The 23,847-nt window shown below is 35.9% G+C and carries 21 protein-coding genes; 3 read left to right on the plus strand and 18 right to left on the minus strand.

What is annotated here, in order from left to right; all coding sequences use genetic code 11:
* Nucleotides 1–9 precede the first annotated feature (9 nt).
* The gene (locus tag AC6HVZ_RS02720) at nucleotides 10–1,656 is read right to left on the minus strand and encodes an acyl-CoA mutase large subunit family protein (protein ID WP_497556588.1); all 1,647 of its coding nucleotides are present in this window, start codon (nucleotides 1,654–1,656) and stop codon (nucleotides 10–12) included.
* A gap of 136 nt (nucleotides 1,657–1,792) precedes the next feature.
* Between AC6HVZ_RS02720 and prli42 the strand changes: the two genes are divergently transcribed.
* Nucleotides 1,793–1,930, plus strand: a complete 138-nt coding sequence (prli42, locus tag AC6HVZ_RS02725) for a stressosome-associated protein Prli42 (protein ID WP_497556589.1) — start codon at nucleotides 1,793–1,795, stop codon at nucleotides 1,928–1,930.
* A 65-nt stretch (nucleotides 1,931–1,995) separates the two neighbouring features.
* Here the strand turns inward: prli42 and AC6HVZ_RS02730 are convergent, their stop codons facing one another.
* From AC6HVZ_RS02730 to AC6HVZ_RS02775, 10 genes are all read right to left on the minus strand, one after another.
* Nucleotides 1,996–2,967, minus strand: a complete 972-nt coding sequence (locus tag AC6HVZ_RS02730) for an aromatic acid exporter family protein (RefSeq protein ID WP_497556590.1) — start codon at nucleotides 2,965–2,967, stop codon at nucleotides 1,996–1,998.
* Between the two features lie 104 nt (nucleotides 2,968–3,071).
* Nucleotides 3,072–3,503, minus strand: a complete 432-nt coding sequence (locus AC6HVZ_RS02735; RefSeq protein ID WP_497556591.1) for a BrxA/BrxB family bacilliredoxin — start codon at nucleotides 3,501–3,503, stop codon at nucleotides 3,072–3,074.
* 104 nt (nucleotides 3,504–3,607) lie between these two features.
* Nucleotides 3,608–4,885, minus strand: coding sequence for a dihydrolipoamide acetyltransferase family protein (locus AC6HVZ_RS02740; protein WP_497556592.1), 1,278 nt, complete (start codon nucleotides 4,883–4,885; stop codon nucleotides 3,608–3,610).
* A 20-nt stretch (nucleotides 4,886–4,905) separates the two neighbouring features.
* Complete coding sequence (locus AC6HVZ_RS02745; RefSeq protein WP_497556593.1) at nucleotides 4,906–5,889, minus strand: alpha-ketoacid dehydrogenase subunit beta; 984 nt, start codon at nucleotides 5,887–5,889, stop codon at nucleotides 4,906–4,908.
* Nucleotides 5,890–5,904: 15 nt separating this feature from the next.
* Entirely contained in the window at nucleotides 5,905–6,897 is a 993-nt protein-coding gene (locus AC6HVZ_RS02750) for a thiamine pyrophosphate-dependent dehydrogenase E1 component subunit alpha (RefSeq protein WP_497556594.1), read from the minus strand.
* A gap of 20 nt (nucleotides 6,898–6,917) precedes the next feature.
* Nucleotides 6,918–8,339, minus strand: a complete 1,422-nt coding sequence (lpdA, locus tag AC6HVZ_RS02755; protein ID WP_497556595.1) for a dihydrolipoyl dehydrogenase — start codon at nucleotides 8,337–8,339, stop codon at nucleotides 6,918–6,920.
* Between the two features lie 26 nt (nucleotides 8,340–8,365).
* Nucleotides 8,366–9,442, minus strand: coding sequence for a butyrate kinase (buk, locus tag AC6HVZ_RS02760; RefSeq protein ID WP_497556596.1), 1,077 nt, complete (start codon nucleotides 9,440–9,442; stop codon nucleotides 8,366–8,368).
* A 31-nt stretch (nucleotides 9,443–9,473) separates the two neighbouring features.
* The gene (gene bcd / locus AC6HVZ_RS02765; protein ID WP_497556597.1) at nucleotides 9,474–10,565 is read right to left on the minus strand and encodes a branched-chain amino acid dehydrogenase; all 1,092 of its coding nucleotides are present in this window, start codon (nucleotides 10,563–10,565) and stop codon (nucleotides 9,474–9,476) included.
* Between the two features lie 11 nt (nucleotides 10,566–10,576).
* Entirely contained in the window at nucleotides 10,577–11,530 is a 954-nt protein-coding gene (gene yqiS, locus AC6HVZ_RS02770; RefSeq protein ID WP_497556598.1) for a phosphate butyryltransferase, read from the minus strand.
* Nucleotides 11,531–11,617: 87 nt separating this feature from the next.
* The gene (locus AC6HVZ_RS02775) at nucleotides 11,618–13,669 is read right to left on the minus strand and encodes a sigma 54-interacting transcriptional regulator (protein ID WP_497556599.1); all 2,052 of its coding nucleotides are present in this window, start codon (nucleotides 13,667–13,669) and stop codon (nucleotides 11,618–11,620) included.
* A 343-nt stretch (nucleotides 13,670–14,012) separates the two neighbouring features.
* On the opposite strand from AC6HVZ_RS02775, the gene AC6HVZ_RS02780 reads away from it, so the two are divergent.
* Entirely contained in the window at nucleotides 14,013–14,252 is a 240-nt protein-coding gene (locus AC6HVZ_RS02780) for a DUF2627 family protein (protein WP_497556600.1), read from the plus strand.
* Nucleotides 14,253–14,357: 105 nt separating this feature from the next.
* Nucleotides 14,358–15,704, plus strand: coding sequence for an aspartate kinase (locus AC6HVZ_RS02785; RefSeq protein ID WP_497556601.1), 1,347 nt, complete (start codon nucleotides 14,358–14,360; stop codon nucleotides 15,702–15,704).
* 63 nt (nucleotides 15,705–15,767) lie between these two features.
* Here AC6HVZ_RS02785 and spo0A read toward each other — a convergent pair whose 3' ends face one another.
* The 7 genes from spo0A to AC6HVZ_RS02820 all read right to left on the minus strand — a co-directional run bounded on the left by spo0A (nucleotide 15,768) and on the right by AC6HVZ_RS02820 (nucleotide 23,838).
* Nucleotides 15,768–16,544 carry a sporulation transcription factor Spo0A gene (gene spo0A, locus AC6HVZ_RS02790; protein WP_497556602.1) on the minus strand — a complete coding sequence of 259 codons (777 nt, stop codon included), beginning with the start codon at nucleotides 16,542–16,544 and terminating at the stop codon, nucleotides 15,768–15,770.
* A 273-nt stretch (nucleotides 16,545–16,817) separates the two neighbouring features.
* A complete protein-coding gene (gene spoIVB, locus AC6HVZ_RS02795) occupies nucleotides 16,818–18,074 on the minus strand; it encodes a SpoIVB peptidase (protein WP_497556615.1) in 1,257 nt (418 codons plus the stop codon).
* Nucleotides 18,075–18,633: 559 nt separating this feature from the next.
* Nucleotides 18,634–20,340: a DNA repair protein RecN gene (gene recN / locus AC6HVZ_RS02800; RefSeq protein ID WP_497556603.1), complete on the minus strand. Its 1,707-nt coding sequence runs from the start codon at nucleotides 20,338–20,340 to the stop codon at nucleotides 18,634–18,636.
* A gap of 23 nt (nucleotides 20,341–20,363) precedes the next feature.
* Nucleotides 20,364–20,813: a transcriptional regulator AhrC/ArgR gene (gene ahrC / locus AC6HVZ_RS02805; RefSeq protein WP_497556604.1), complete on the minus strand. Its 450-nt coding sequence runs from the start codon at nucleotides 20,811–20,813 to the stop codon at nucleotides 20,364–20,366.
* Between the two features lie 76 nt (nucleotides 20,814–20,889).
* Complete coding sequence (locus AC6HVZ_RS02810) at nucleotides 20,890–21,714, minus strand: TlyA family RNA methyltransferase (RefSeq protein WP_497556605.1); 825 nt, start codon at nucleotides 21,712–21,714, stop codon at nucleotides 20,890–20,892.
* A 22-nt stretch (nucleotides 21,715–21,736) separates the two neighbouring features.
* A complete protein-coding gene (locus AC6HVZ_RS02815; protein ID WP_497556606.1) occupies nucleotides 21,737–22,312 on the minus strand; it encodes a hypothetical protein in 576 nt (191 codons plus the stop codon).
* A 701-nt stretch (nucleotides 22,313–23,013) separates the two neighbouring features.
* Nucleotides 23,014–23,838 carry a polyprenyl synthetase family protein gene (locus tag AC6HVZ_RS02820; protein ID WP_497556616.1) on the minus strand — a complete coding sequence of 275 codons (825 nt, stop codon included), beginning with the start codon at nucleotides 23,836–23,838 and terminating at the stop codon, nucleotides 23,014–23,016.
* Between the last annotated feature and the right edge of the window lie 9 nt (nucleotides 23,839–23,847).

The following is a 23,847-nucleotide window of genomic DNA, read 5'->3' on the forward strand; positions in this document are numbered from 1 at the left end:
GTTTCCCCCTTATATACCCGCATACTCGCCAAACTCATCTCGCATTACATTACAAATTTCACCGATTGTCGCATATACCTTTACTGCATCTAATATATACGGCATTAAATTACTGTTTTTATCTTTAGCATGCTCTTTTAATGCAGCCAGTGCATGATCAACAGCCTTCTGATCCCTATTCCTGCGAATGGACACAATTGTATCAATCTGTGCTTTTTCCAATGCTTCATTTACTTTTAATAAATCAGGATTAACTTCCTCTTCCAGTTTAAATTTATTTAATCCTACAATTATTTCTTCCTCTTTTTCGATTCTCTTTTGAATTTCATAGGCATTTTGCTGAATTTCACGTTGCATGAACCCTTCTTCTACAGCTTGAACTGCACCACCAATTTCTTTGATACGCTCCAAATAATCATTTACTTCTATTTCTATTTTATCTGTTAATTCTTCCACATAAAAGGAACCGCCTAATGGATCGATTGTGTCTGCTACGCCACTTTCATTTGCAATAATTTGTTGTGTTCGTAAGGCAATTCTTGCTGAGTCTTCTGTAGGCAATGATAATGCTTCATCACGGGAATTTGTATGCAGGCTTTGTGTTCCCCCCATTACAGCAGCAAGTGCCTGTAGTGTAACACGTACGATATTATTATCAGGCTGTTGGGCCGTTAATGTTGATCCACCTGTTTGCGTATGGAATCGTAATTTCCAGCTTTTAGGGTCTTTTGCCTGATAATGATCTTTCATTATTTTTGCCCATATTCTTCTGGCTGCACGGAATTTTGCTACTTCCTCAAAGAAGTTATTATGTGCATTAAAGAAAAAGGCGAGTCGAGGTGCAAATGAGTCAACATCCAAGCCTGATTCGATAGCTGCATCCACATATGCCATTCCATTTGCAATTGTAAAAGCAGCTTCCTGTACTGCATTAGAGCCAGCTTCCCTTATGTGGTAGCCTGAAATACTGATTGTATTAAATTTCGGCAGGTTTTTCTGACAGTATTCAAAAATATTCGTAATTAAACGCATCGATGGTTTTGGTGGATAGATATAGGTTCCCCTGGCAATATATTCCTTTAAGATATCATTTTGAATTGTCCCTGTCAGCTTCTCTGATGATACGCCCTGTTTTTCCCCAACAGCAATATACATACAGAGTAAAACTGCTGCAGGTGCATTAATCGTCATCGATGTACTTACTTTATCGAGTGGAATTTCCTTAAGTAATTGCTCCATGTCATGCAGTGTATCAATTGCTACACCGACTTTACCAACTTCACCTTCTGCCATAACATCGTCAGAGTCGTAGCCAATTTGGGTTGGCAAGTCAAAAGCAACTGAAAGGCCTGTTTGCCCTTGTTCTAATAGATAACGAAAACGTTTATTTGTTTCCAATGCAGATCCAAATCCGGCATATTGCCTCATTGTCCAAAATCGACTGCGGTACATTGTCGGCTGTATTCCCCTTGTATATGGATATTGACCTGGGTAACCTAATTCATTCGCTTCTGAATGATTATTTTCTATATATAAACGGTCTATTTCTATATCAGAAGAGGTAGTAAAAGGTTTCTTTCTTTCAGGAAAGCGCTTTATAGCTTGATCAACTGATTTCTCCCATTTTTGTTTATACCTATCATTACTATTACTCATTTATGTATTCCCTCCATTTGCAATTAAAATATTACTTTTATCTACACTTATTTTCAATTACATTTTTATACTTGTCCAATATTCATTTTAACGATAAAATACATTATAGTATAGTGGATTTTAAGGAGGATTTAAAATGGCTGCAAAACAAATGAATAAACCTGCACCTAAAAAAAGATCAAAACGCGAACGAAGAACTAGACTAGTTATCTATATAATGATTATTGCAATGTTACTATCTTCACTTACTGCTGGTTTAGCAATGTTTATATAAAGTATCGTAAAAGGATTAGAGTATATCAAGACTGGGACTTTTCCACTTATGTTCCAGTCTTTAATTTATCGAATACTTTCTTTCATTTTGATATCGCTTTTCTTATACTTCCTTTTAATAAGCAGGTAATTCTCAATTTCATGTAACAATCTGTACAGATTTGCCCTTGTTTCAAATTCCTCGCGAGTCGTTGGCAATTCTTCTGTATTAAATTCTTTTCGTAATTCCTCTAATTCTTCCAAAAATAAAATTGCAGTATTTTCCGGATGAACTGATTCTGATAATTCTTCAAAAAACTGGGCAATTTTTTCAGAAATAAAATCTTTATTCGGCAGCCTTGTGACTAGTGGCAGCATTCTCTGGAGAAATTCAAATTGTCTTGTCCGCATTTTAAAATAATCACGATACGTGTGATTACTGCGTAATAAGTGATTCTCTAGGTCTCGTTCCACTAAATCAGAAGCTTCCTCCAGTATTTCTTCACTCTCTGTAATTTCTTTACCATCCCAAGTTTTGTTTTTATCCCTTATGTAAAGAGCAATTTCATGTAAAATAACCTGAAAATTATCTTCAAGCTTTTTCTGATGTGCTTTTAATTGATTATCAAGGCTTGGCATATATAAATTTAATAATAAACCCGTGCCTATCCCAACAATGATCAATAAAAACTGATCCATCAGAAAAGAAAAGTTAATATAAGATGAACTATATAAATTTAACATAATGACAGAACTTGTCGTTATGCCTGGTGTAATCTTTAAAAATACAGTTGTTGGTATAAACACTGCCAACATGAGACCAACTACAATGGGACTATAGCCAATTAATTCAAAAAAAGCCATGGAGTAAATACTAGCAATTATACATGCAAGAAAACGATGCCACGCACTTAAAAACGAGCGCTTTCTGGAAGGCTGTATACATAATATAGTTAAAATTCCTGCAGATACAAAGTTTGTTACTCCCAACAATTGCGCAATCGAAATTGCAACAGGTGTGCCTATTGCAGTCTTAATTGTTCGATAGCCAATTTTCACATTAATTTCTCCTTTACGGGCAGTCTTTTCTTAGAGGTACCTTTAAGAAAATGAGGCTGACCTATGTTAAATAGAGACAGCCTCACCACCGAATTACAAAGTTTTTACACTTCTTCACAATGTTCTTCAAAAAGGTTTTGGAGTTTACCTATTACATCAACAGCGCTATAACCTTCTATATCATGACGCTGGAGCATCGTAACGATCTCTCCATCTTTTAATAATGCAAAAGATGGCGATGAAGGTGGAAACCCTTTAAAATATTCCCGTGCTTTTTCTGTCGCTTCCTTATCCTGACCGGCAAAAACTGTTACTAAATGATCTGGTCGTTTATCATAATGAATTGAATTCGCAGCTGCAGGGCGAGCTACACCTCCAGCACACCCACAAGTTGAATTAATCATAACTAAGGTTGTCCCTGCTTGTGTTAGTGCCTTATCTACATCTTCTGGGCTTTTAAGCTCATCATAACCTGCCTCTGTTATATCCTTACGTGCAGCATCTACCACATCGTTCATAAAAAGGTTAAAATCCATCTGAGAAAGCATCCCCTTTAATTAAGTATAGTTAAAACTTATTATAAGCTTATCAATATTACCTCTATTTTTCAAACTAAACTGTTTAATCAGGCAGGAGACAATTAGTATACATTCGAATTACTTTTATTAATATTTTCCAATATTTCTTTCACACGTGCAAGGAATTGACCACAAACGAGCCCATCCAAAATTCGATGATCCAATGATAAAGATAGATTTACCATATCTCTTGCTGCGAACATATCATTAATTACAACAGGGCGTTTGACAATCGATTCAATTTGTAGAATAGCTGCTTGGGGATGGTTTATGACCCCCATAGAGTGTATTGATCCAAATGAACCTGTATTGTTAACCGTAAATGTACCTCCTTGCATATCTTCTGTAGTTAATTTACCAGAGCGTGCTTTCATGGCAAGTTCATAGATATCTTTTGCAATGCCTTTTATACTTTTTTCATCAGCATGTTTAATTACTGGTACGAAAAGCTCCTGGTCTTTGGCAACAGCAATAGATAAATTGATGTCTTTACGTTGAATAATTTTATCTTCCGCCCAAGTACTATTAAGCTGTGGAAACTCCTTTAAACCTTGGGCTACAGCTTTAACGAAGAAAGCAAAGAAAGTTAGACTAAATCCTTCTTTTTGCTGAAATTCATTTTTAACTTGATTTCTATAATTGACAAGCTCTGTTACATCCGCTTCCACAGTCATCCAAGCATGTGGAATTTCCTGTTTGGAACGCACCATGTTCTGAGCAATTATTTTACGGACACCTGTTACTGGGATCTCAATATCCCCTGCTATTGATTCAGGTTGTTTAGGAGTTGCCTGTGTAGGTACAGAAGAAGACGTATCAACAACCTTTGCAGTACTTATTTCGGTCTGTTGTGATTCGCTAGCTTTCGACATATTTCCGGTTTCTCTAATTTTTTCAATATCTTTTCTTGTAATTCTGCCACCACGACCAGTTCCAGTAACCTTTGTTAAATCAATATCATTTTCCTGTGCCAATCTAAGGACTGCTGGCGAATATCTTTTCTTCATGGTTTGATCTTCGGGTACCGTTTCCTCATTTACGGTTTCTTTCGTATCATTAGTACTTTCATTTACACTAGGAGTAGCTTCATCTGCTTTTCCTTCCGTCTCGATGTAACACATTAAATCTCCTACTGCCAGTGTTTCTCCTTCACTAGCGACAAGCTCTTTAATAGTTCCGGTAAATGATGATGGAACTTCTGCATTTACTTTGTCTGTCATTACTTCAGCAATTGGATCATATTTATTAATTTTATCTCCAACACTTACAAGCCATGTACTGATTGTTCCTTCTGTAACACTTTCACCTAATTGGGGCATATTAATTTTCTCAGATGCCATTACATGTCCCTCCTTTATCATTAATATTCTGCTAATTCCCGCATTGCTTTTTCTACTTTATCCGGGTTTATCATGAAATATTTTTCCATTGTTGGTGCATATGGCATTGCCGGTACATCAGGACCAGCTAAACGCTGAATAGGTGCATCTAAATCAAACAAGCAATTTTCCGCAATAATTGCTGCTACCTCTCCAATTATGCTACCTTCTTTATTATCTTCAGTAATTAATAATACTTTCCCTGTCTTTTTCGCTGCTTCAACAATTGCTTCTTTATCCAGTGGATAAATGGTTCTGAGATCAAGAATATGCGTATCTATTCCTTCCTCTGCCAGTTTTTCTGCAGCTTGAAGGGCAAAATGAACGCATAAACCGTACGTAATGATTGTAATATCAGACCCTTCACGTTTTATGTCAGCTTTTCCAATTGGAAGTACGTAATCATCTTCCGGAACTTCACCTTTAAGTAGACGATATGCCCGTTTATGTTCAAAGAAAAGTACTGGATCATTATCACGAATAGCTGCCTTTAACAGTCCTTTTACATCATATGGTGTTGAAGGCATAACAATTTTCAGACCCGGCTGGTTAGCAAAAACCGCCTCAACTGATTGTGAATGATATAGAGCTCCATGAACTCCTCCACCATATGGCGCACGAATTGTAATAGGAGCATTCCAATCATTATTCGAACGATAGCGTATTTTTGCTGCTTCTGAAATGATTTGATTGACTGCAGGCATGATAAAATCAGCAAATTGCATTTCAGCTACAGGTCGCATCCCGTACATCGCAGCTCCAATACCAACCCCGGCGATTGCAGATTCGGCAAGTGGAGTATCCAAAACTCGATATTCACCAAATTCATCGAATAAACCATCGGTTGCACGGAAAACCCCACCTTTTTTTCCTACATCTTCACCTAATATAAATACTTTATCATCACGCTGCATTTCTTCTCTTAAAGCAGTTGTAACTGCTTGAATATATGATATTACTGGCATCGAACTCTTCCCTCCTTACTCTTCATATACATATTTCAATGCACTTTCCGGTTCTGCATAAGGTGCATTTTCGGCATAATCTGTCGCCTTGTTTACCATATCACTAATGTTATTAGTTATGTCTTTTTCAACCTCATCAGTAAGTATTCCAACTTCTTTCAGGTATGCAGCAAAAGTGATAATTGAATCATTTTTCCTTGCTGCTTCTACTTCTTCGCTCTCACGATATAAACGATCATCATCATCACTTGAATGTGCAGTCAGCCGGTAGGTTACAGCTTCGATTAATGTTGGTCCTTCTCCATTGACAGCACGCTCTCTGGCGGCTTTTACTGCTTCATAAACTGCCAATGGGTCATTGCCATCTACTGTAAATCCGGGCATGCCATAGCCTAATGCACGATCCGCAACATTTTTACTGGCAATTTGTTTGTCAATTGGGACAGAAATCGCATATTTATTGTTTTCGACCATCGTTATAACGGGTAATTTATGAACACCGGCAAAGTTTAAGCCTTCATGAAAATCTCCTTGATTGGAAGACCCTTCCCCTAATGTTACAAATGAAACAAAATTCTGCTTTTCCATTTTAGCTGCTAATGCAACTCCAACAGCATGCGGAAGCTGGGTTGTGACAGGAGATGACCCTGTCAGTATTCTGTTTTTCTTTTGCCCAAAATGCCCCGGCATCTGACGTCCGCCAGAATTAGGGTCTTCCGCTTTGGCGAAACCTGAAAGCATCAATTCTTTAGCAGTCATACCAAAAGCTAATACCACACCCATATCACGGTAATATGGAGCAGCATAGTCCGTTTTCCGATTCAATGCAAACGATGCTCCTACTTGAGCTGCTTCCTGACCTTGACAGGAAATAACGAATGGTATTTTACCAGCCCGGTTTAATAGCCACATTCTTTCATCAAGTTTTCTGGCCAAAAGCATGGTATTAAACATATCTAATACTTGATCATCGGATAAGCCTAATACTGTATGACGATTATTTGACATAATTAGTCCCTCCTTTTTAATTAACTATGTATTTGTTTCCCCTCTACTGCTAATGCTGCCTCACCCATGATTTCTGAAAGTGATGGGTGTGGATGAATCGTATGGGAAATTTCCCATGGTGTTGCATCAAGAACTTTTGCAAGACCTGCTTCGGAGATCATATCTGTTACATGCGGACCAACCATATGAACCCCCAATAGATCTTCATTGTTTTTGTTAGTTATAATTTTCACAAAACCGTCTGATTCTCCATATACTAATGCTTTTCCAATAGCTTTAAACGGGAATTTTCCAGTTTTTATTTCGTATCCTTTTTCTTTAGCTTGCTTTTCGGTTAGCCCTACACTTGCTACTTCAGGATTCGAATAAATACAACTTGGAATATTTTCGTAATCGATTGGCAATGGGTTTTTATCTGCCATATGCTCTACTGCGACAATTCCTTCATGTGATGCCACATGAGCTAACTGCATCCCACCAATTACATCACCAATTGCATATATATGTGATTCCTTTGTTTGGTAATACTTATTTGTTTGGATAAAGCCTTTTTCCTTAACAATCTCAGTGTTTTCCAATCCGATATTGGTGGAGCATGCTTCACGCCCAACTGACACTAACATTTTGTCAGCTTTAAATGTTTCGTTTTCCCCATTTATTTCAGCGTTAATTGTTACATTATTATTGATTGTTAGTGTGTCTGCTAAAACTTTTGCATTCTTAACAAAAGAAATGCCTTTCTTTTTCAACAGCTTTTCAACTTCATTGGCAATTGCCTCATCTGCTACTGGTAGAATTTGATCTTGATATTCAATAACTGTAACTTCCACACCAAAGTCCGCTAACAAGGATGCCCATTCAATACCAATTACACCACCGCCTACAATGATGATAGAGTCAGGTAACTCTTCCATTTGCAGCGCTTCATCCGAGCTCATCACATTGATCCCATCAATTTCCAGATCGGGAAGTGACTTCGGTTTAGACCCAGTAGCGATTAATACATTTTTAGGAACAATCATTGTGTTTTCATCACCGTTTGTATATTCAATCGAAATCGTACCAGGTATTGGAGAAAAGATACTTGGCCCTAAAATTCTTCCAAATCCTTCAAATACATCAATTTTCCCCTTTTTCATTAAACCTTGTACACCCTGATGTAGTGTATTTACAATTGATTGTTTTCTTGCTTGTACCTTCGAAAAATTCAAACTAACTTCATTTGTTTCAATACCATACGTATCTGCTTCTCTAATTTGTCTTAAAACTTCAGCACTGCGAAGCAATGCCTTTGAAGGAATACAACCGCGGTGAAGACAAGTACCTCCCAGTTCCCCTTTTTCTACGATAGCAACCTGCATACCGAGTTGAGATGCCCTTATAGCAGCTACATATCCTCCGGTACCCCCGCCAAGTATAACCAGATCATAATCTTTCGCCATATGTTGTATACTCCTTTATCGGTTAATTATTTGTATATTTTTGGATGTTCTTCTTTATAGAGCACCCTTAATACACCTTCGTTTAATGCTTGTAATTCATTCTCACCAGGGTAAATAATGACATCTGCTATCCAATTAACATGTTCTGTAATCATACTTGCAAATTCTTTGCCATGAGCCAGCCCGCCTGTAAGTAAAATAGCATCAACTTTTCCATATAGAACAGCACTCATCGAACCAATCTCTTTTGCTATTTGATATGCCATTGCTTCATATAATTGTTTTGCAACTGTATCTCCTGCCCTAATCCTTTTTTCTACTTCCAGTGCATCATTTGTTCCAAGGTATGCCATCAGACCACCTCGTCCAACTATCTTTTTCATTATTTCATCACGATAATATTGTCCTGAAAAACATAAAGAAATTAAATCACCAGCCGGAACAGTCCCTGCACGTTCCGGCGAAAAAGGACCATCGCCATGAAGTCCATTGTTAACATCGATTACTTTTCCATTTTTATGTGCTCCAACAGTTATGCCGCCACCCATATGTGTAACAATAAGGTTTATATTTTCATATTTTTTATTTAAATCATTCGCAGCTTTTCTTGCAACTGCTTTTTGATTCAATGCATGAAAAATACTTTTTCTCGGAATATCCGGCACTCCTGAGTATCTCGCTATTTCTTCAAGCTCATCCACTACAACAGGGTCGACAATATATGCAGGAATATTAAGACCAGATGCAATTTCATGAGCTAGAATTCCACCTAAATTAGATGCATGTTCACCATTTAAACCGAGTTTTAAATCATTTAACATGGCTTCGTTGACTTCATACGTTCCTCCTTCAATTGGTTTTAGCAGCCCGCCTCTTCCACAGACAGCACTTAATTTAGATATATTTATTCCCTCGTAATGTAACGTTTCAAGAATTATATTTTTACGGAAATCATATTGGTCAATAACTCGCTGAATATGATTTATTTCTTCCAGGCTGTGACGAATCGTCTTTTCAAAAATACAATTTTCCTCATCAAAAACACCTATTTTGGTTGATGTAGATCCTGGGTTAATAACTAGTATTCGATAAAGTGATTGCAATATTTTATCCTCCGACTATAAGTCTTCATTGTTACCTTCTGCTTAATATATGATGACCATTTAATAAGAATTGATTTCTTGAATTTTTAACTGATTCAATTCTTTCTTCAGCCATTTGATCTGCCGCAACATATGTTGGGATATTATCACGTCTTGATATTTCAAATACTCTACTTAAACTGTCGTAAATAGTTTCGACCTTCTTCATAGCCCTATCTTGGTTATATCCATTTAATTCATCGGCTACGTTTATAACTCCACCAGAATTAATTACATAGTCCGGCGCATATACAATGCCTTTTTCATGAATAATATCGCCATGATCAGTTGATTTTAATTGATTATTTGCAGACCCAGCAATAACTTTTGCTTTTAACTTGGGAATTGTTTCGTCATTTATTGTGGCACCAAGTGCACATGGTGCGTAAATATCGCAATCTACATCGTAAATAGCGTCCGGATCGACTGCCTTGGCCCCAAAAGCCTCTACCGCCCGGTCAACAGCAGCTTTATTTATATCAGTTACAATGAGATTCGCACCCTCTTTATTCAAATGTTTGCATAAAGAAAATGCTACATTTCCCACACCTTGTATAGCTACCGTTTTTCCTTCTAAAGAATCATCACCAAAAGCTTCCTTAGCCGATGCTTTTATCCCTTTATAGACACCATAGGCAGTTACTGGTGATGGATTACCTGAAGACGTGGCATCTGAAATACCTGTTACGTAGTCCGTTTCCAAATGAATTAAATCCATGTCATGTTCAGTGGTACCTACATCCTCAGCAGTAATATAACGTCCATTCAAACCTTGGATATATCGTCCAAAAGCTCGGAACATTTCAGGGTTTTTATCCTTTTTAGGATCACCAATAATCACTGTCTTACCACCACCTAGATTTAAACCAGCCGCAGCATTTTTATATGTCATGCCTTTAGCTAGTCTCAGTGCATCTTCAATAGCTTCAGCCTCAGAATTATAAGTCCACATTCTCGTACCGCCTAAAGCAGGTCCAAGTGTTGTGTCATGTATTGCGATAATTGCTTTCAATCCCGAATTTTTATCTTGGCAAAACACCAACTGTTCATAATCAAATTTTTCCATATAAGTAAAAATTTCCATTTTTATTCCTCCTAGAATGTTTTAGATGTTACGAGTGCCAATGCAAGAGAATTTAATTTATTATCCGCTGTATCAGCACGAGATGTTAAGATAATTGGAGCTTTTGCACCACTAATAATAGCTGCTACTTTAGCATTTGAAAAATAGGTAAAAGATTTGTATAAAGCATTCCCAACTTCGATGGTTGGCACCATAATAATATCTGCCGCACCTGCAACTTCGGACTCTACTCCTTTATGCTTTGCAGCGTCACTTGAAACAGCATTATCAAATGCAAGTGGACCATCAACTAAACATCCTTCGATTTGCCCCCTTTTTTGCATCTGTGTTAACACGGCAGCATCAAGTGTGGATTGCATCGCACAATTTATTACCTCTACAGGTCCAATTGCCGCCACTTTAGGAAGCTTTATACCGATTCCATGTGCTACCTGCACGGAGTTCTTAATAATCTCAGCCTTCTCTTCTACGTTTGGAGCAATGTTCATTGCCGCATCAGTTAAGAAAATTAAGCGATCTTGATTAGGAATTTCAAAAAGAGCCACATGGGAAAGTATTTTTCCTGTACGCAGACCATATTCATTATTCAAAACTGCCTTTAATAAAATCTTAGTGGAAACATCTCCTTTCATTAGAATAGAAGCTTCTTTATAATAAACAGCTCTTACCGCCGCAACGGTTGTATCTTCTATTCCAGACACATGATGTAATGTAACTGTTTTTTTAGAAAGATCTAATTTAATTGTACGTGCTATTTCATTAATTGCAGCTTCATCTCCAAATAAAATGAAGGAACATAAGTTATCCTCTACCGCGGTTTTTATTGCTAAAAGCAATTCCTTATCTGCAGCATTAGCAACCGCTATGATTTGTTTCTCTTCATTCTTCACCTGATTTTTTAACGAGTCTAAAGTATTCACACGTTGGTCACTCCTCACCTCTATACTATATTTTGCAAAAATCATGCCAATCTTGTAATCCTGTAAGCGCTTCATTTTAATGAATTAACTTCCTGCTAAATATTGCAAACATGCAAAATATTGCATGTTAGTTTATTCAAATTTATATTTTTCCATTTTATAATATAAATTTCGAATAGACACTTTTAGGTCTTTAGCTGTTTTGGTTTTATTGAAATTATTTTTTTTGTATACATTTGAGATATATTCTTTTTCATATTGTTCCATCACTTGTTGAAGACTTCCCTTAGACATGTAATCGATATTATTTTCTGCAGGGGGGCTTGGTGATACAATGTTCAAATTAGGAATATGGTTTTCATTTATGATTTCTTCATTTATATCCATATAAATCATTGCTCGTCCGATCACATTTTCCAATTCGCGAATATTACCCGGCCAGTGATATTTCTTTAATAAAGAAAGTGCTTGATTAGAAATAGCTTGGACATTTCTTCCATAGTCTTGATTCGTTTTTTGAATAATATATTGAATTAAATCTGGTAAATCAGTCAACCGCTCATTTAGGGATGGGATAAATATCGGCAGACGGTTTAAGCGATAATATAAATCTTCCCGAAAGGCTTTGTTCATTATCGCTTTCTCTAAATTGACATTCGTTGCAGTAATGATTCGAACATCAATTATAATCGGATCTGTACCGCCAACTCGTACAATTTCATTTTCCTGCAACACTCGAAGTAGTTTTGCTTGCATATTTAATGATAACTCGCCGATTTCATCAAGAAATATGCTACCCAGATTCGCTTCTTCAAATAGACCTTTTTTTCCGCCATGCTTAGCCCCTGAAAAAGCCCCCTCTTCATACCCAAACAATTCACTTTCTAAAATAGACTCCGCAATTGCAGCACAATTAACGCGAATAAATTTATTGTTTTTTCGATCACTCTCATTATGAATCGCATGTGCAAATAGTTCTTTGCCGGTGCCGGAATCGCCACGTAATAATACGGTTGCTGGTGTTTTAGCACCGACCTTCGCTTGCGCTAATGCGACCTTCATCTCCTCCGAAGTTCCTATAATATCATCAAATGTATATTTTGCTTCAAGATTACGTATAATTTGTCTTGCTCTTTTTAATTCCGTCGTCAATAGCTTTATCTCTGATACATCATGAAGTATTCCTACACTTCCTTTAAGCTTACCGTCAACAATAATTGGTGCTACATTAACAAGTACATCCTTCTTGCTTGGACCGACTTTCATTCTGGCTCCACGGACAGCTCTGCGGGTTTGTAACACTTTCATGTGCATGCTTTCACCTTCAGAAATATCTGTGGTAGCAGGTTTGCCTAAAATATCCGTTTCTTTCAAACCAGTAATCCGAGTGTATGCAGGATTTATTATTAATCCAATACCATTTTCATCCACAACACTTATTGCCTCGTCTGAAGATTTAATTGTAGCTTCAAGCATTGTCTTAATTTCATTTAAATCCGTATTTTCTTCAGCTAATTTCATGACCTCGGTAATATCCTTAAATACAGCGAAAGCACCAATTAAATGGTCATCCGCATTAATGATGGGGATCCGGGTGGTGATAACTTTTTTTCCATTTTCTAAAAAAAGCTTTTGATTTACCTCTTTACGCTGACTGTGCAACACATTGGGTAATCTGGTGTTTTTTATAACATCTCTAATATTCTTCCCTTCAAAAGTTTTTTTTGAATAGCCGAGGATTTTTTCTGCGCTTTTATTTACAAATTGTATCTTTTCTTGATTATTAATGACGATCATCCCGTCACGAATATTATTAAGTATTAACTCTTGATTATTCATTTGCAACTTTACACGATTTAACAAAGCTTCTTTTTCATCAAATAGCTCCGCAATTATGTATGCAACCGTTCCTGGAATGACAACTGTTTTCCTTGTCCTTCGTTCAATTAATTCATCTAAAACACGCTTATCTCCTGTTGCTTCAATAATGATATCAATATCCTGATCGACCCAATTCTTCCAATCATTATCTACAGGGATTTTATATTGTTTAGCTAATGTTAATCCATCAGCAGCTTCATTTGTATCAATTACAGCTACAATTTTCATTTTTTTTGTAGCATTTAAAATCTCTAAAAGAACACTTCCCCCTTTACCAACACCCACAATAAGCACTCGTTTCATCCTATCCCATCCCACCTTGCATTATTTTGCACACTTTTATCATACTTTACCATGCAGGATTTGGCAAATTGAAAAGCTGGCTGGAAAAAGTAATTACTTGCAGGAACCGTAGTTTGGCAGAAGTTCACAGGCAAAAGGCAGAAGTTCACAATGAATTGATTAGAAGTTCACACTTATATGATTAGAAGTTCACATAAATTAGGCGGAAGTTCACAAAGTTGGCAACCATTTTTATAAAATAACAATCTATGCGCTAGTAATGCACATAATAAACATACTTATATTCCTATTTCTATGAAGTTTTGATATACTTAGGTAGTATTAATACATAAGGGGAAATGATATGGTTAGAATCATTGCGGTACTAATACTTTTAATTCCTGGTTTAATTTCTGCATACGGAATTAAGCTTATGCGGGATATATTATTTGACAACTTTTATCCGATATTCCTTCATGCTGGCATCCAGTTTTTTATTGGATTTCTGCTATTTATTGGTGGAATTGGTTTTATAGGTGGATTTATCGTGCACCGTGATCGTAAACGGCAACTTGTAAAAAAACAAAATCAGCGCCAAAAATAAAAAGATGGTTGAATTTCCATCTTTTTTTATTAATTTTAACCATAGATAGGAAATGTATGATATTATTTATAGTAAAAATTTCATACATAAAAGGAGGCTTTTTAAATGAAAGTTGCAAAATTCGGTGGAAGTTCGGTAGCCGATTCAACACAGTTAAAAAAAGTGGGGGAAATAATTAAAAAAGACCCAAAGAGAAAATTTATTGTTGTGTCAGCTCCAGGAAAAAGAAATAAAGATGACTTTAAAGTAACCGATCTATTAATTCGGTTAGGAAACGACTTTTTAAACAATAAAGCCTTCGAAGAACATTTTGCCATTGTTATTCAACGCTTTAATGAAATAATTGAAGGATTGAAACTGGATTCTTCCATCCTTACAGACATTGAACATACGATTCAGACAGTGTTAAATTCTAATTACTCCAATGAGATGAAAATGGATGCTATCAAAGCTGTTGGAGAAGACAGTACCGCTAAAATTCTTAGTGCGTATTTAAATTCAATCGGATTGACAGCAAATTACCTAAATCCAAAAGATGCCGGGTTGGTAGTCAGTAATGAGCCAGGCAATGCACAAATACTTCCGGAAAGCTTTTCGAAAATATATTCTTTACGCGAAAAAGACGGAATATTAATTATTCCCGGTTTTTTCGGATATACAAAAGATGGACTATTGATGACTTTTTCAAGAGGTGGTTCAGATATTACAGGTTCCATAATAGCTGCTGGTATTAAAGCTGAATTGTATGAAAACTTCACAGATGTAGATTCTGTTTATTCCGTAAATCCTAATATTGTTGAGCATCCTAAAGAAATTAGAACATTAACATATAGAGAAATGCGTGAATTATCCTATGCCGGTTTTTCTGTGTTTCATGATGAAGCATTAATACCAGCATTTAAAGAACAAATACCTGTATGCATTAAAAATACAAATAATCCGGAATGCCCTGGTACACTAATTGTTGCCGAAAAAAAACCGGATGAAAAATGCGTAGTAGGGATTGCAAGTGATACAGGATTTTGTAGTCTCTATGTCAGTAAGTACCTTATGAACCGGGAAATAGGATTTGGTCGAAAATTATTTAACATATTAGAGGACGAAGGAGTCTCATTTGAACATGCTCCATCAGGTATTGATGATATCTCGATCATTATTCGTGAGAAAAGACTAACGAAGGATAAAGAATATAATATTATCGAACGAATTAAAAATGAACTTCATGCAGATACAGTATCACTGCAACGTGATCTTGCCATGATTATGATTGTAGGAGAAGGTTTGGTCAGAACAATTGGACTTGCTAAAAAGGCAACAGTTGCCATAGCCGATGCCAATGTCAATATCGAAATGATTAACCAAGGTTCTTCCGAAGTATCTATGATGTTTGGAATTCAAGCAAAAGATTTAGAGAGAGCAATACAATCATTATATTCAGCCTATTTCGAATAAAATAGTTGTAAAACCAAAAAATATTACTGTGTGTACAAACAGTAATATTTTTTGGTTTTAGGATCAACTTGCTTTATGCTCAAGTCTTAATCGGTCAGCGACCATTGCAATAAATTCTGAATTTGTAGGTTTTGCTTTAGAAATACTAATCGTATAACCGAAGAGTGCAGATATAGAATCAATATTACCTCTGCTCCAGGCAACCTCAATTGCATGTCGAATTGCCCTTTCCACTCTTGATGCAGTGGTATTAAACTTCTTCGCAATCTCGGGATAAAGCACCTTTGTTATCGAACCTAGAAGTTCAATATCGTTGTATACCATTGTAATTGCTTCACGCAAATACATATATCCTTTTATATGGGCAGGCACTCCAATTTCGTGAATTATATTAGTAATACTTGCCTCCAGATCCTGCTTTTTCCTCTCCTTCTTGGTTGCTTTACTCGATGAGAATACACTCCCACTACCTTTCACCTGACGAATTTGATCAGCTAAATTATCTAAGTCAAATGGTTTTAATATGAAATAGGATGCACCTAAATCCACTGCCTTTTTCATTACTTCTTCTTGTCCAAATGCCGTTAACATAATTATATTAGGCCTTTTTTGAAAATTAGTACCCTTTAGCGAATTTAACACAGCCAATCCATCAACATGTGGCATAATGATATCTAACACCAACACATCCGGTTCCAGTTCTTCCACCATTGAAACACAATCTCTTCCATTGTAGGCTGCCCCAATAACTTCAATATCCGCCTGTTCCTCAAAATACTCCCCCATTAACTGAACTAATTCTTTATTATCATCCGCTAAACACACTGAAATTTTTTCCACCTATTTGCTCCTCCTTTTTATGTAGTTCAAACTTTGATCTCTTTTACATATTCTACAAAATCATTAAATATCCTCTTTTTATTTAAAAAACTTTGGTTTTTTTTAATTTTACTTTGATTTACTAATAATTACTTCAAATAACGATATATTTCGATATTATTCTACAATAATTGTCGAAAAATATTATACTTATTATAACAGAGGTCTCCTGATAATACGAATAATTTTGAATTAAAAAATGACTTGCAATGGATACCATTACAAGTCATTTGCTTAACTAGCTTTTTTCTCATCTCTGTAAATATTTATACCTGCATCCTGAAGCATCCATTCAATATGAACACCATATCCTGAGGTCGGATCATTAACGAATACATGAGTAACAGCACCGACAATTTTCCCATCTTGAATAATTGGACTTCCGCTCATACCTTGAACAATTCCACCAGTTTGCTTAAGAAGTTCTGGATCGGTTATTTGTATAACCATCCCTTTTGTAGCAGGAAACTTCTGTGGAACGCTACTCACTATTTCAACATCAAATTCTTCTACTTTTTCTTCTTTTACGACAGTTAGGATTTTTGCAGGTCCTTCTTTTACTTCATGTGATAGCGCAATAGGGAGAGGTTTATCATGCTTATCATTTACAATCGGATCATCTAATTTGCCAAAGATCCCAAATGGACTGTTTTTAGTAATAGATCCTATTGTATTATCCTTTACTGAGAATTTGGCTTGTTTTTCTCCCGGAACACCGTTATTGCCTTTCTCAATCGATGTTACCGATGACCTTACAATTGTTCCATTATGAATTTCGATTGGCTTTTTTGTATCCATATCAGAAATAACATGTCCGAGAGCACCGTATTTTTTTGACTTTGGTTCATAAAATGTCATCGTTCCAATACCTGCGGCTGAATCCCTAATATATAATCCAATTTTATATTCATTCTCTTTTTTATCCAGTACAGGCTTGAGTGTTGTATTAATTGTTTTATTATCTCTTTTTAAAGTAATATTTAACGATTTCCCATCTTTACCAGCTTCTTTTACAAATGGTTTTACTTCTTCCATTTCTTTTATCGGTTCTTCATTTATTTCCAATATAACATCGCCGACCTGAATTTTTGCTTCCTCACCTGGAGACATTTCTCCTTCAGTCCCATTCACAATATGATGACCAACAACAAGTACACCCAGCGTGTGGAGTTGAACACCAATAGATTGCCCACCTGGAATTACTTGAATATTATCCAGCACTGATAAGTTAACTTTTTTAATTGGAAATCCTGCCATTTCATAAATCAGATTGCTATTACCAGGAGCGTTTGCATAAAAGGCTGAAGCGTCAATTGCCTCAACATTTTTATTCGATGTTTTTATATGAATACCATCCCCTAAAGCTGGAACCTCAATTGGGGATTGATTTTTAAAGGTAACAATCTCATTTGGAATGGCAAGGTATTGTTGTAATGGGGTGAAAAAAGGAATTGACAACAAAGCGATAAGAAGCAGGAAACCTATCCACATTCGATTATTATTTGACTGTTTCAATTTCAATCACTTCACTCTCCTCGTTCCTAACCCATACCATTTCTATCTTATTTATTTTTGTTCTTTCTGTACTTTTAATTTGACCTATCATAGTCTGTTTTAAACTGGTGAAACATAAGAAAAATGTGTAACATTTCCTTTTAGGAATTTAAAAATAGTGTATAAGAAGCGTTACAAAGGTAATATATAATAATTAACTGACGTATTTTACTAATTAAGGGATTAACTTTGAAGGTTAGAATTAACTGCTTGCCATCAAAGCTTCATGGAGAAAGCCTTAGTTCAGGCAAAAAACACTTGTTAAATGCGATGCTAATACTTCGAAGTATTAGTTATGTACTGATATTGATTTATTTGTCCGTAAAGGAATTCTACAAAGAATATTTTACTTTCTTAGAACCCCTTGGAATACAAGCTTTATCAGTAAAAGCACAAATCCTTCACTGATACAGACTTTTGCAAAAAAATAACTTTCCAATCAATAAAAAAAGCCAGACAACTTATTTTCTGACTTTTTGAGAAAAATTATCCGCTTTTATTTTGATTTATATGCAGATGCCAAGTCAAGTATTTCTTTTGCATGTTCCTTAGCAGTCTCAGTTAATTTTGTTCCTGTAATCATTCTGCTAAGTTCTTCAATCTGCTGATCTGCATTTAATTCAGTAACCATTGTTGCAGTACGATTGTTTTTTTCCTGTTTCTCAATAAATTTATGCGTATCTGCCATTGATGCCACTTGTGGTAAATGTGTGATACATAACACTTGTGAATTTATTGAAAATTGATATATTTTTTCAGCAATTGCTTGTGCTACACGACCACTTACACCTGTATCCACCTCGTCAAATATTACACTCGTAACAGGTTGATGGGTTGCAAATATTTTTTTTAAGACAAGCATTATTCGCGAAAGCTCACCACCAGATGCCACTTTACTCAATTCTTTTAATGGCTCTCCCGGATTTGTTGATATCATAAAATAAATATGATCTATTCCGTTTTTATGGAGATTCATTTCGTTATCATTTTCATCACCAGATGTATTGAAATGAACTGAAAATGAAGCTTTTTCCAGATATAATCCTTTTAATTCCCTATAAATATCCTTAACTAACAATTCTGAAGCTTTTTTACGCAAATCGTGAAGTTGAATTGCTTCTAAATAAGCATCTTTTGCAATTTCATTTATTTGATCAGATAATTTACTTAAATGCGAATCCTTATTCGTTATTTCTTCCATTTCCTCTTCGATTTTTGCCATATACTCGAGAATGTCATTTACGGTTGATCCATATTTCTTTTTCAGTCTGTTGATTTCACTTAGTCTTGCTTCAATTTCATGTAGACGCTCTGGATTATATTGCAATGTTTCAATATGATTGCTTAGATCATATGTTAATTCTTCCAGGGTAAAATAATTATTTGATATTTCCTCAGCTTTTTGGGCAATAAAATTATCATATGTACTATTTTCCTGTAATGCCACCTGTGCTTTATTTAACCATTCTAACCCCTTTTGCTCACCGTACAGTGCATTATAGGCATCGAGTAATGCTGTATAAATTCTTTCAAAATTAACCAAGGAATTTCTTTCCTCTTCAAGTGCTTTGTCTTCATCGGGACTTAAATCCGCCTGTTCAAGCTCCTTCATTTGAAACTCAAGCAAATCAAGTCGGTGAGCCATTTCCTGTTCATTTTCACTTAAGTTTTTATAACTTTTTTTTAATGTAGAAAGTTTATCATAAAGTATTTTATATTCTTCTTTAGCCTGGGTAATCCGCTTAGTATCATATAAATCCAATAATTCTATATGATTTTCCGGATCCATTAGAGACTGTGTTTCATGTTGACTATGAATATCTATCAGTGTCTTTCCAAATTCCCTTAAAATTGCCAATGTAACTAATTTACTGTTTACACGGCATATACTTTTTCCGTTTGAAGTAATGGTACGTTGCAGTACCACTTGATCATCTTGAATTTCAATCCCAAATTGTTCGCCCTTTTCATAAATGGGATGATTCTTATTGTCAATTGAAAATAATCCTTCAATTTCAGCTTTTTTCGTTTCATATCTAACATATTCTACAGAGCCTCGACCTCCTGCAAGTAGCTGGATTGCATCAATGATAATCGATTTTCCCGCACCTGTTTCCCCAGTTAACACTGTAAGTCCCTCATTGAATGTTATAGAAATATTATCAATAATTGCAAAGTCACGTATTGACAATTCAGTTAGCATGTCCCCATTCACCTCACCAGTCTCTATAGCATTTCTATCAATCGATCTTTAATTATTTTTGAGTCTGTTTCTGTACGACAAATAATCAAACAAGTATCATCTCCGCAAATAGTACCCATAATTTCTTCCCAAACCAGATTATCGATCAGAGCACCGACAGCTTGCGCATTACCTGGCAGTGTTTTTAAGATAATAAAATGACTTGCATGATCTATTTTTACGAAAGCATCCATAATTAATCTTTTTAGCTTATCCTGTGGATTGAACCTCTGATCTGCAGGTAAACTGTACTTGTATTTACCAATGGTTGAGGGAATCTTTACGAGATGCAGATCTTTAATATCCCTGGAAACAGTTGCTTGTGTTACGTTATATCCCAGGCTTTTTAAACGAGCTACTAGCTCATCCTGTGTTTCTATTTCATTTTCGGTAATTAATTCACGTATTTTAATATGGCGCTTTATTTTACTCATGTTCATCTCCCATTTAGTACAAATTATTACACAAGTCATATATATTTGAAAGGACTACAAGCCTTTGTAGTCCAAATTAACTATTTTTTGATTTTAATTCATGATGTGCATTTTCGACTGCTTGTTCTATTTCGATCGATGTGATCGTTTTCCTTTTATTTTCCTTTTTCCAGCCGAAATGAGCCAAAAATTCTATATTTCCATCTCCACCAGTGATTGGAGAGTGTGTAAGATTGAATAACTTATATTCTTCCTTCTCAGCAAATGTAATAATTTTCTCTAAAACACTTTGATGTACTTTTTTATCCCGTACAATTCCCTTTTTACCAACTTGTTCTTTGCCTGCTTCAAATTGCGGTTTTATTAAGGCGATAACGTCGCTTTCAGAAGCAATAAGCTGTTTAAGTACGGGAAGGATTAATTTTAAAGAAATAAAAGAAACGTCAATTGATGCTAAATCGGGCGTGCCATGTTGTAACATTTCAGGTGTAACATAGCGAAAATTAGTTCGCTCCATAACAATGACACGATCATCATTTCTCAGTTTCCAAGCTAACTGATTATACCCAACATCAATTGCATAACTTAGTTTTACACCATTTTTAAGTGCGCAGTCCGTAAATCCTCCTGTTGAGGATCCAACATCAACCATAATTTTATCATTTGCCGAGATCGAAAAATAATCCAGCGCCTTTTCAAGTTTTAACCCACCACGACCTACATAAGGAATGACTTTTCCTTTTACAGTTAATGGAATTTCCTCATCCATCTTCATTCCAGGTTTATCTAACCGCATTTGTTCAGAGAACACAAGACCAGCCATAATCATCCGTTTTGCTTTTTCTCTGGTTTCAATTAAATTTCTTTCAACTAGAAGGATATCTAAACGTTTTTTGCTCATTATTGTAATTCCTTTTCATTAGTTATTTCTTAGGAAGCACGTTTATTTTTAAATTATTTTCAATTATAGATATAACTTTTCCTGCAAAAAAAATAATATTAGTAGATGCATTTATAGCAAAGTATTTCCCCATTGCCTTACCACCAACTGTAATTGCAGCTACAATACTTGTCAATAAAACAGATAAAGTAATTTGTATGGATGAGCCCTCACCTTGCCCGAGTAGGTTGGCGATTTGCAACACAACAATAGCTGAAGCAGTACCACTGACAATCCCGGAAATATCACCAATCACATCATTGCAAAAGCTTGCAAATTTATCCGCATTTCGAATAATAATAACCGCTTCTCTAGCTCCAGTAACTTTTTCTGCAGCCATAGCATGGAAAGGGGCTTCTTTTGCTGCTGTTGATGCTATTCCAAGCATATCAAAAAACACTCCAACTAACACAATCAATAAGACAATCAATAAGCCGAGTAACCATATAACCCCACTAAGTATAGAAGAGGAAATAACTGAAAAAATAGCCGCTAACACAAAAGTGATAACGGCAATTGTTAAACTAAATTTAATCGAACGTTTAATTTGTGATTTCATCTGATACCTCAAAATAATAATATTAGAATTAAATCTTATGTACAAGGAATAAGGAATGGTCATTTAAAAGGTAAAAACTGCGGCTTAGGTCCAGTAGGTTTTCCCAGATGGATACCCTATGTTGCCATAAAGGCGGTTCCCCTTTAAATCCACCTTAACTTTGTCACCAAAAGCTAGACTGGATTACCACTTAGTCCACACTATAATCCCTTTTAAAAGTCTTCGAACAGTCTAGGAGATTTCCTCTGACAGTCTTTAACCGTTCCCTAGCCTCTTTTGCAGTGATGATTTCATAGAAGTGAAAATAAATAATAAATTAGTGGCCACCTAATATTATTATTTAGACTCTAATCCCCTCATACACCACTCAAGGCAGGCTACGCTGCATTTAAGGTGTCCCTTACCACTTGTGCAGGTTCATACCCCATTCCATAAAGGCAACTAGGCTTAGCCGCCTCTACAGAGATGGGCCTCCGCGGAAATCGGGTCAACGCCCACATGCCTTTGTGGATCGCCCAAAATCCTTAACTCCCAGCATAGACCCAAGGCTGGGCGCCTCAAGCCTACACAAGGAACTTCATCGATATGCCCTTTGGCAGATTTTTAGGCCCGCCTTCAGGAACGGAGGACTGACTAGAATACTGCACCATCCCTTTTATATTCTAATTATAACATAGTATATAAAAATATTCTATTTCTTGTTAATGGTCTCTTTGACTAAAATAATCTGTCAGCATCATTAAATATGAATGCTCAGCACCTGCTTGTTTTAACGCATTTTTTGCCAGGTTAACATACTGTTTCTTTTGCTCAATTGCTCCATCGATTCCTAAAAGCTTTGGAAATGTGCTCTTATGATTATGCTCATCACTGCCAATCATTTTCCCTGTTTTTGCTGAATCTCCAGTCACATCCAAAATGTCATCCTGTACTTGAAAAATCAAGCCCAAGTAATAAGCAAAGTCGCTTAATGCTTCCAGACTTTCCTTTGATGCATTTCCTAAATATGCTCCTACATAAATGGCAAAGCTTAATAGTTCTCCCGTTTTAAGTGCATGAATATTTTCCAATTCATCTAGAGAAACTGGTTTTAATTCTGCTTGCATATCTAAAATTTGTCCACCAACCATCCCACTTGGTCCACTAACATTTGATAGCATTTTCATTAGCTTCACTTTTTGATTATCGTCTAAGTACGTATCATCTGCAATAATTTCAAAGCTATATGTTAATAGAGCATCACCAGCCAGTATTGCTGTTGCTTCATCAAAGACTTTGTGATTAGTAGGTTTTCCCCTGCGAAAATCATCGTTGTCCATTGCGGGTAAATCATCATGTATAAGAGAATACGTATGAATCATTTCCAGTGCAACTGCTGTTGATAATACTTTGGAAAGATCTCCTCCATAAGCTTGGCAGCTTGCGAACATTAAAATTGGTCGAAGTCGCTTTCCACCTGCTTCTATAGGAGCTAATTGCGAAGTCTCAAAGTGCAAGTGTCCCAAGGTGTTAAGGACAAGGCAAATTTTATTTTC

It is taken from the genome of Oceanobacillus sp. NCCP-135, assembly GCF_059698015.1.

What these genes read in the sequence shown, in the direction of transcription:
- AC6HVZ_RS02775 (WP_497556599.1), bottom strand. Translation starts at nt 13,669, where the DNA reads ATGAAACGAGTGCTTATTGTGGGTGTTGGTAAAGGGGGAAGTGTTCTT.
- ahrC (WP_497556604.1), bottom strand. Translation starts at nt 20,813, where the DNA reads ATGAGTAAAATAAAGCGCCATATTAAAATACGTGAATTAATTACCGAA.
- AC6HVZ_RS02810 (WP_497556605.1), bottom strand. Translation starts at nt 21,714, where the DNA reads ATGAGCAAAAAACGTTTAGATATCCTTCTAGTTGAAAGAAATTTAATT.
- AC6HVZ_RS02750 (WP_497556594.1), bottom strand. Translation starts at nt 6,897, where the DNA reads ATGTCAAATAATCGTCATACAGTATTAGGCTTATCCGATGATCAAGTA.
- AC6HVZ_RS02815 (WP_497556606.1), bottom strand. Translation starts at nt 22,312, where the DNA reads ATGAAATCACAAATTAAACGTTCGATTAAATTTAGTTTAACAATTGCC.
- lpdA (WP_497556595.1), bottom strand. Translation starts at nt 8,339, where the DNA reads ATGGCGAAAGATTATGATCTGGTTATACTTGGCGGGGGTACCGGAGGA.
- AC6HVZ_RS02735 (WP_497556591.1), bottom strand. Translation starts at nt 3,503, where the DNA reads ATGGATTTTAACCTTTTTATGAACGATGTGGTAGATGCTGCACGTAAG.
- AC6HVZ_RS02740 (WP_497556592.1), bottom strand. Translation starts at nt 4,885, where the DNA reads ATGGCATCTGAGAAAATTAATATGCCCCAATTAGGTGAAAGTGTTACA.
- spoIVB (WP_497556615.1), bottom strand. Translation starts at nt 18,074, where the DNA reads ATGTGGATAGGTTTCCTGCTTCTTATCGCTTTGTTGTCAATTCCTTTT.
- recN (WP_497556603.1), bottom strand. Translation starts at nt 20,340, where the DNA reads ATGCTAACTGAATTGTCAATACGTGACTTTGCAATTATTGATAATATT.
- AC6HVZ_RS02745 (WP_497556593.1), bottom strand. Translation starts at nt 5,889, where the DNA reads ATGCCAGTAATATCATATATTCAAGCAGTTACAACTGCTTTAAGAGAA.
- bcd (WP_497556597.1), bottom strand. Translation starts at nt 10,565, where the DNA reads ATGGAAATTTTTACTTATATGGAAAAATTTGATTATGAACAGTTGGTG.
- prli42 (WP_497556589.1), top strand. Translation starts at nt 1,793, where the DNA reads ATGGCTGCAAAACAAATGAATAAACCTGCACCTAAAAAAAGATCAAAA.
- AC6HVZ_RS02720 (WP_497556588.1), bottom strand. Translation starts at nt 1,656, where the DNA reads ATGAGTAATAGTAATGATAGGTATAAACAAAAATGGGAGAAATCAGTT.
- AC6HVZ_RS02780 (WP_497556600.1), top strand. Translation starts at nt 14,013, where the DNA reads ATGGTTAGAATCATTGCGGTACTAATACTTTTAATTCCTGGTTTAATT.
- AC6HVZ_RS02785 (WP_497556601.1), top strand. Translation starts at nt 14,358, where the DNA reads ATGAAAGTTGCAAAATTCGGTGGAAGTTCGGTAGCCGATTCAACACAG.
- yqiS (WP_497556598.1), bottom strand. Translation starts at nt 11,530, where the DNA reads ATGATTTTTGCAAAATATAGTATAGAGGTGAGGAGTGACCAACGTGTG.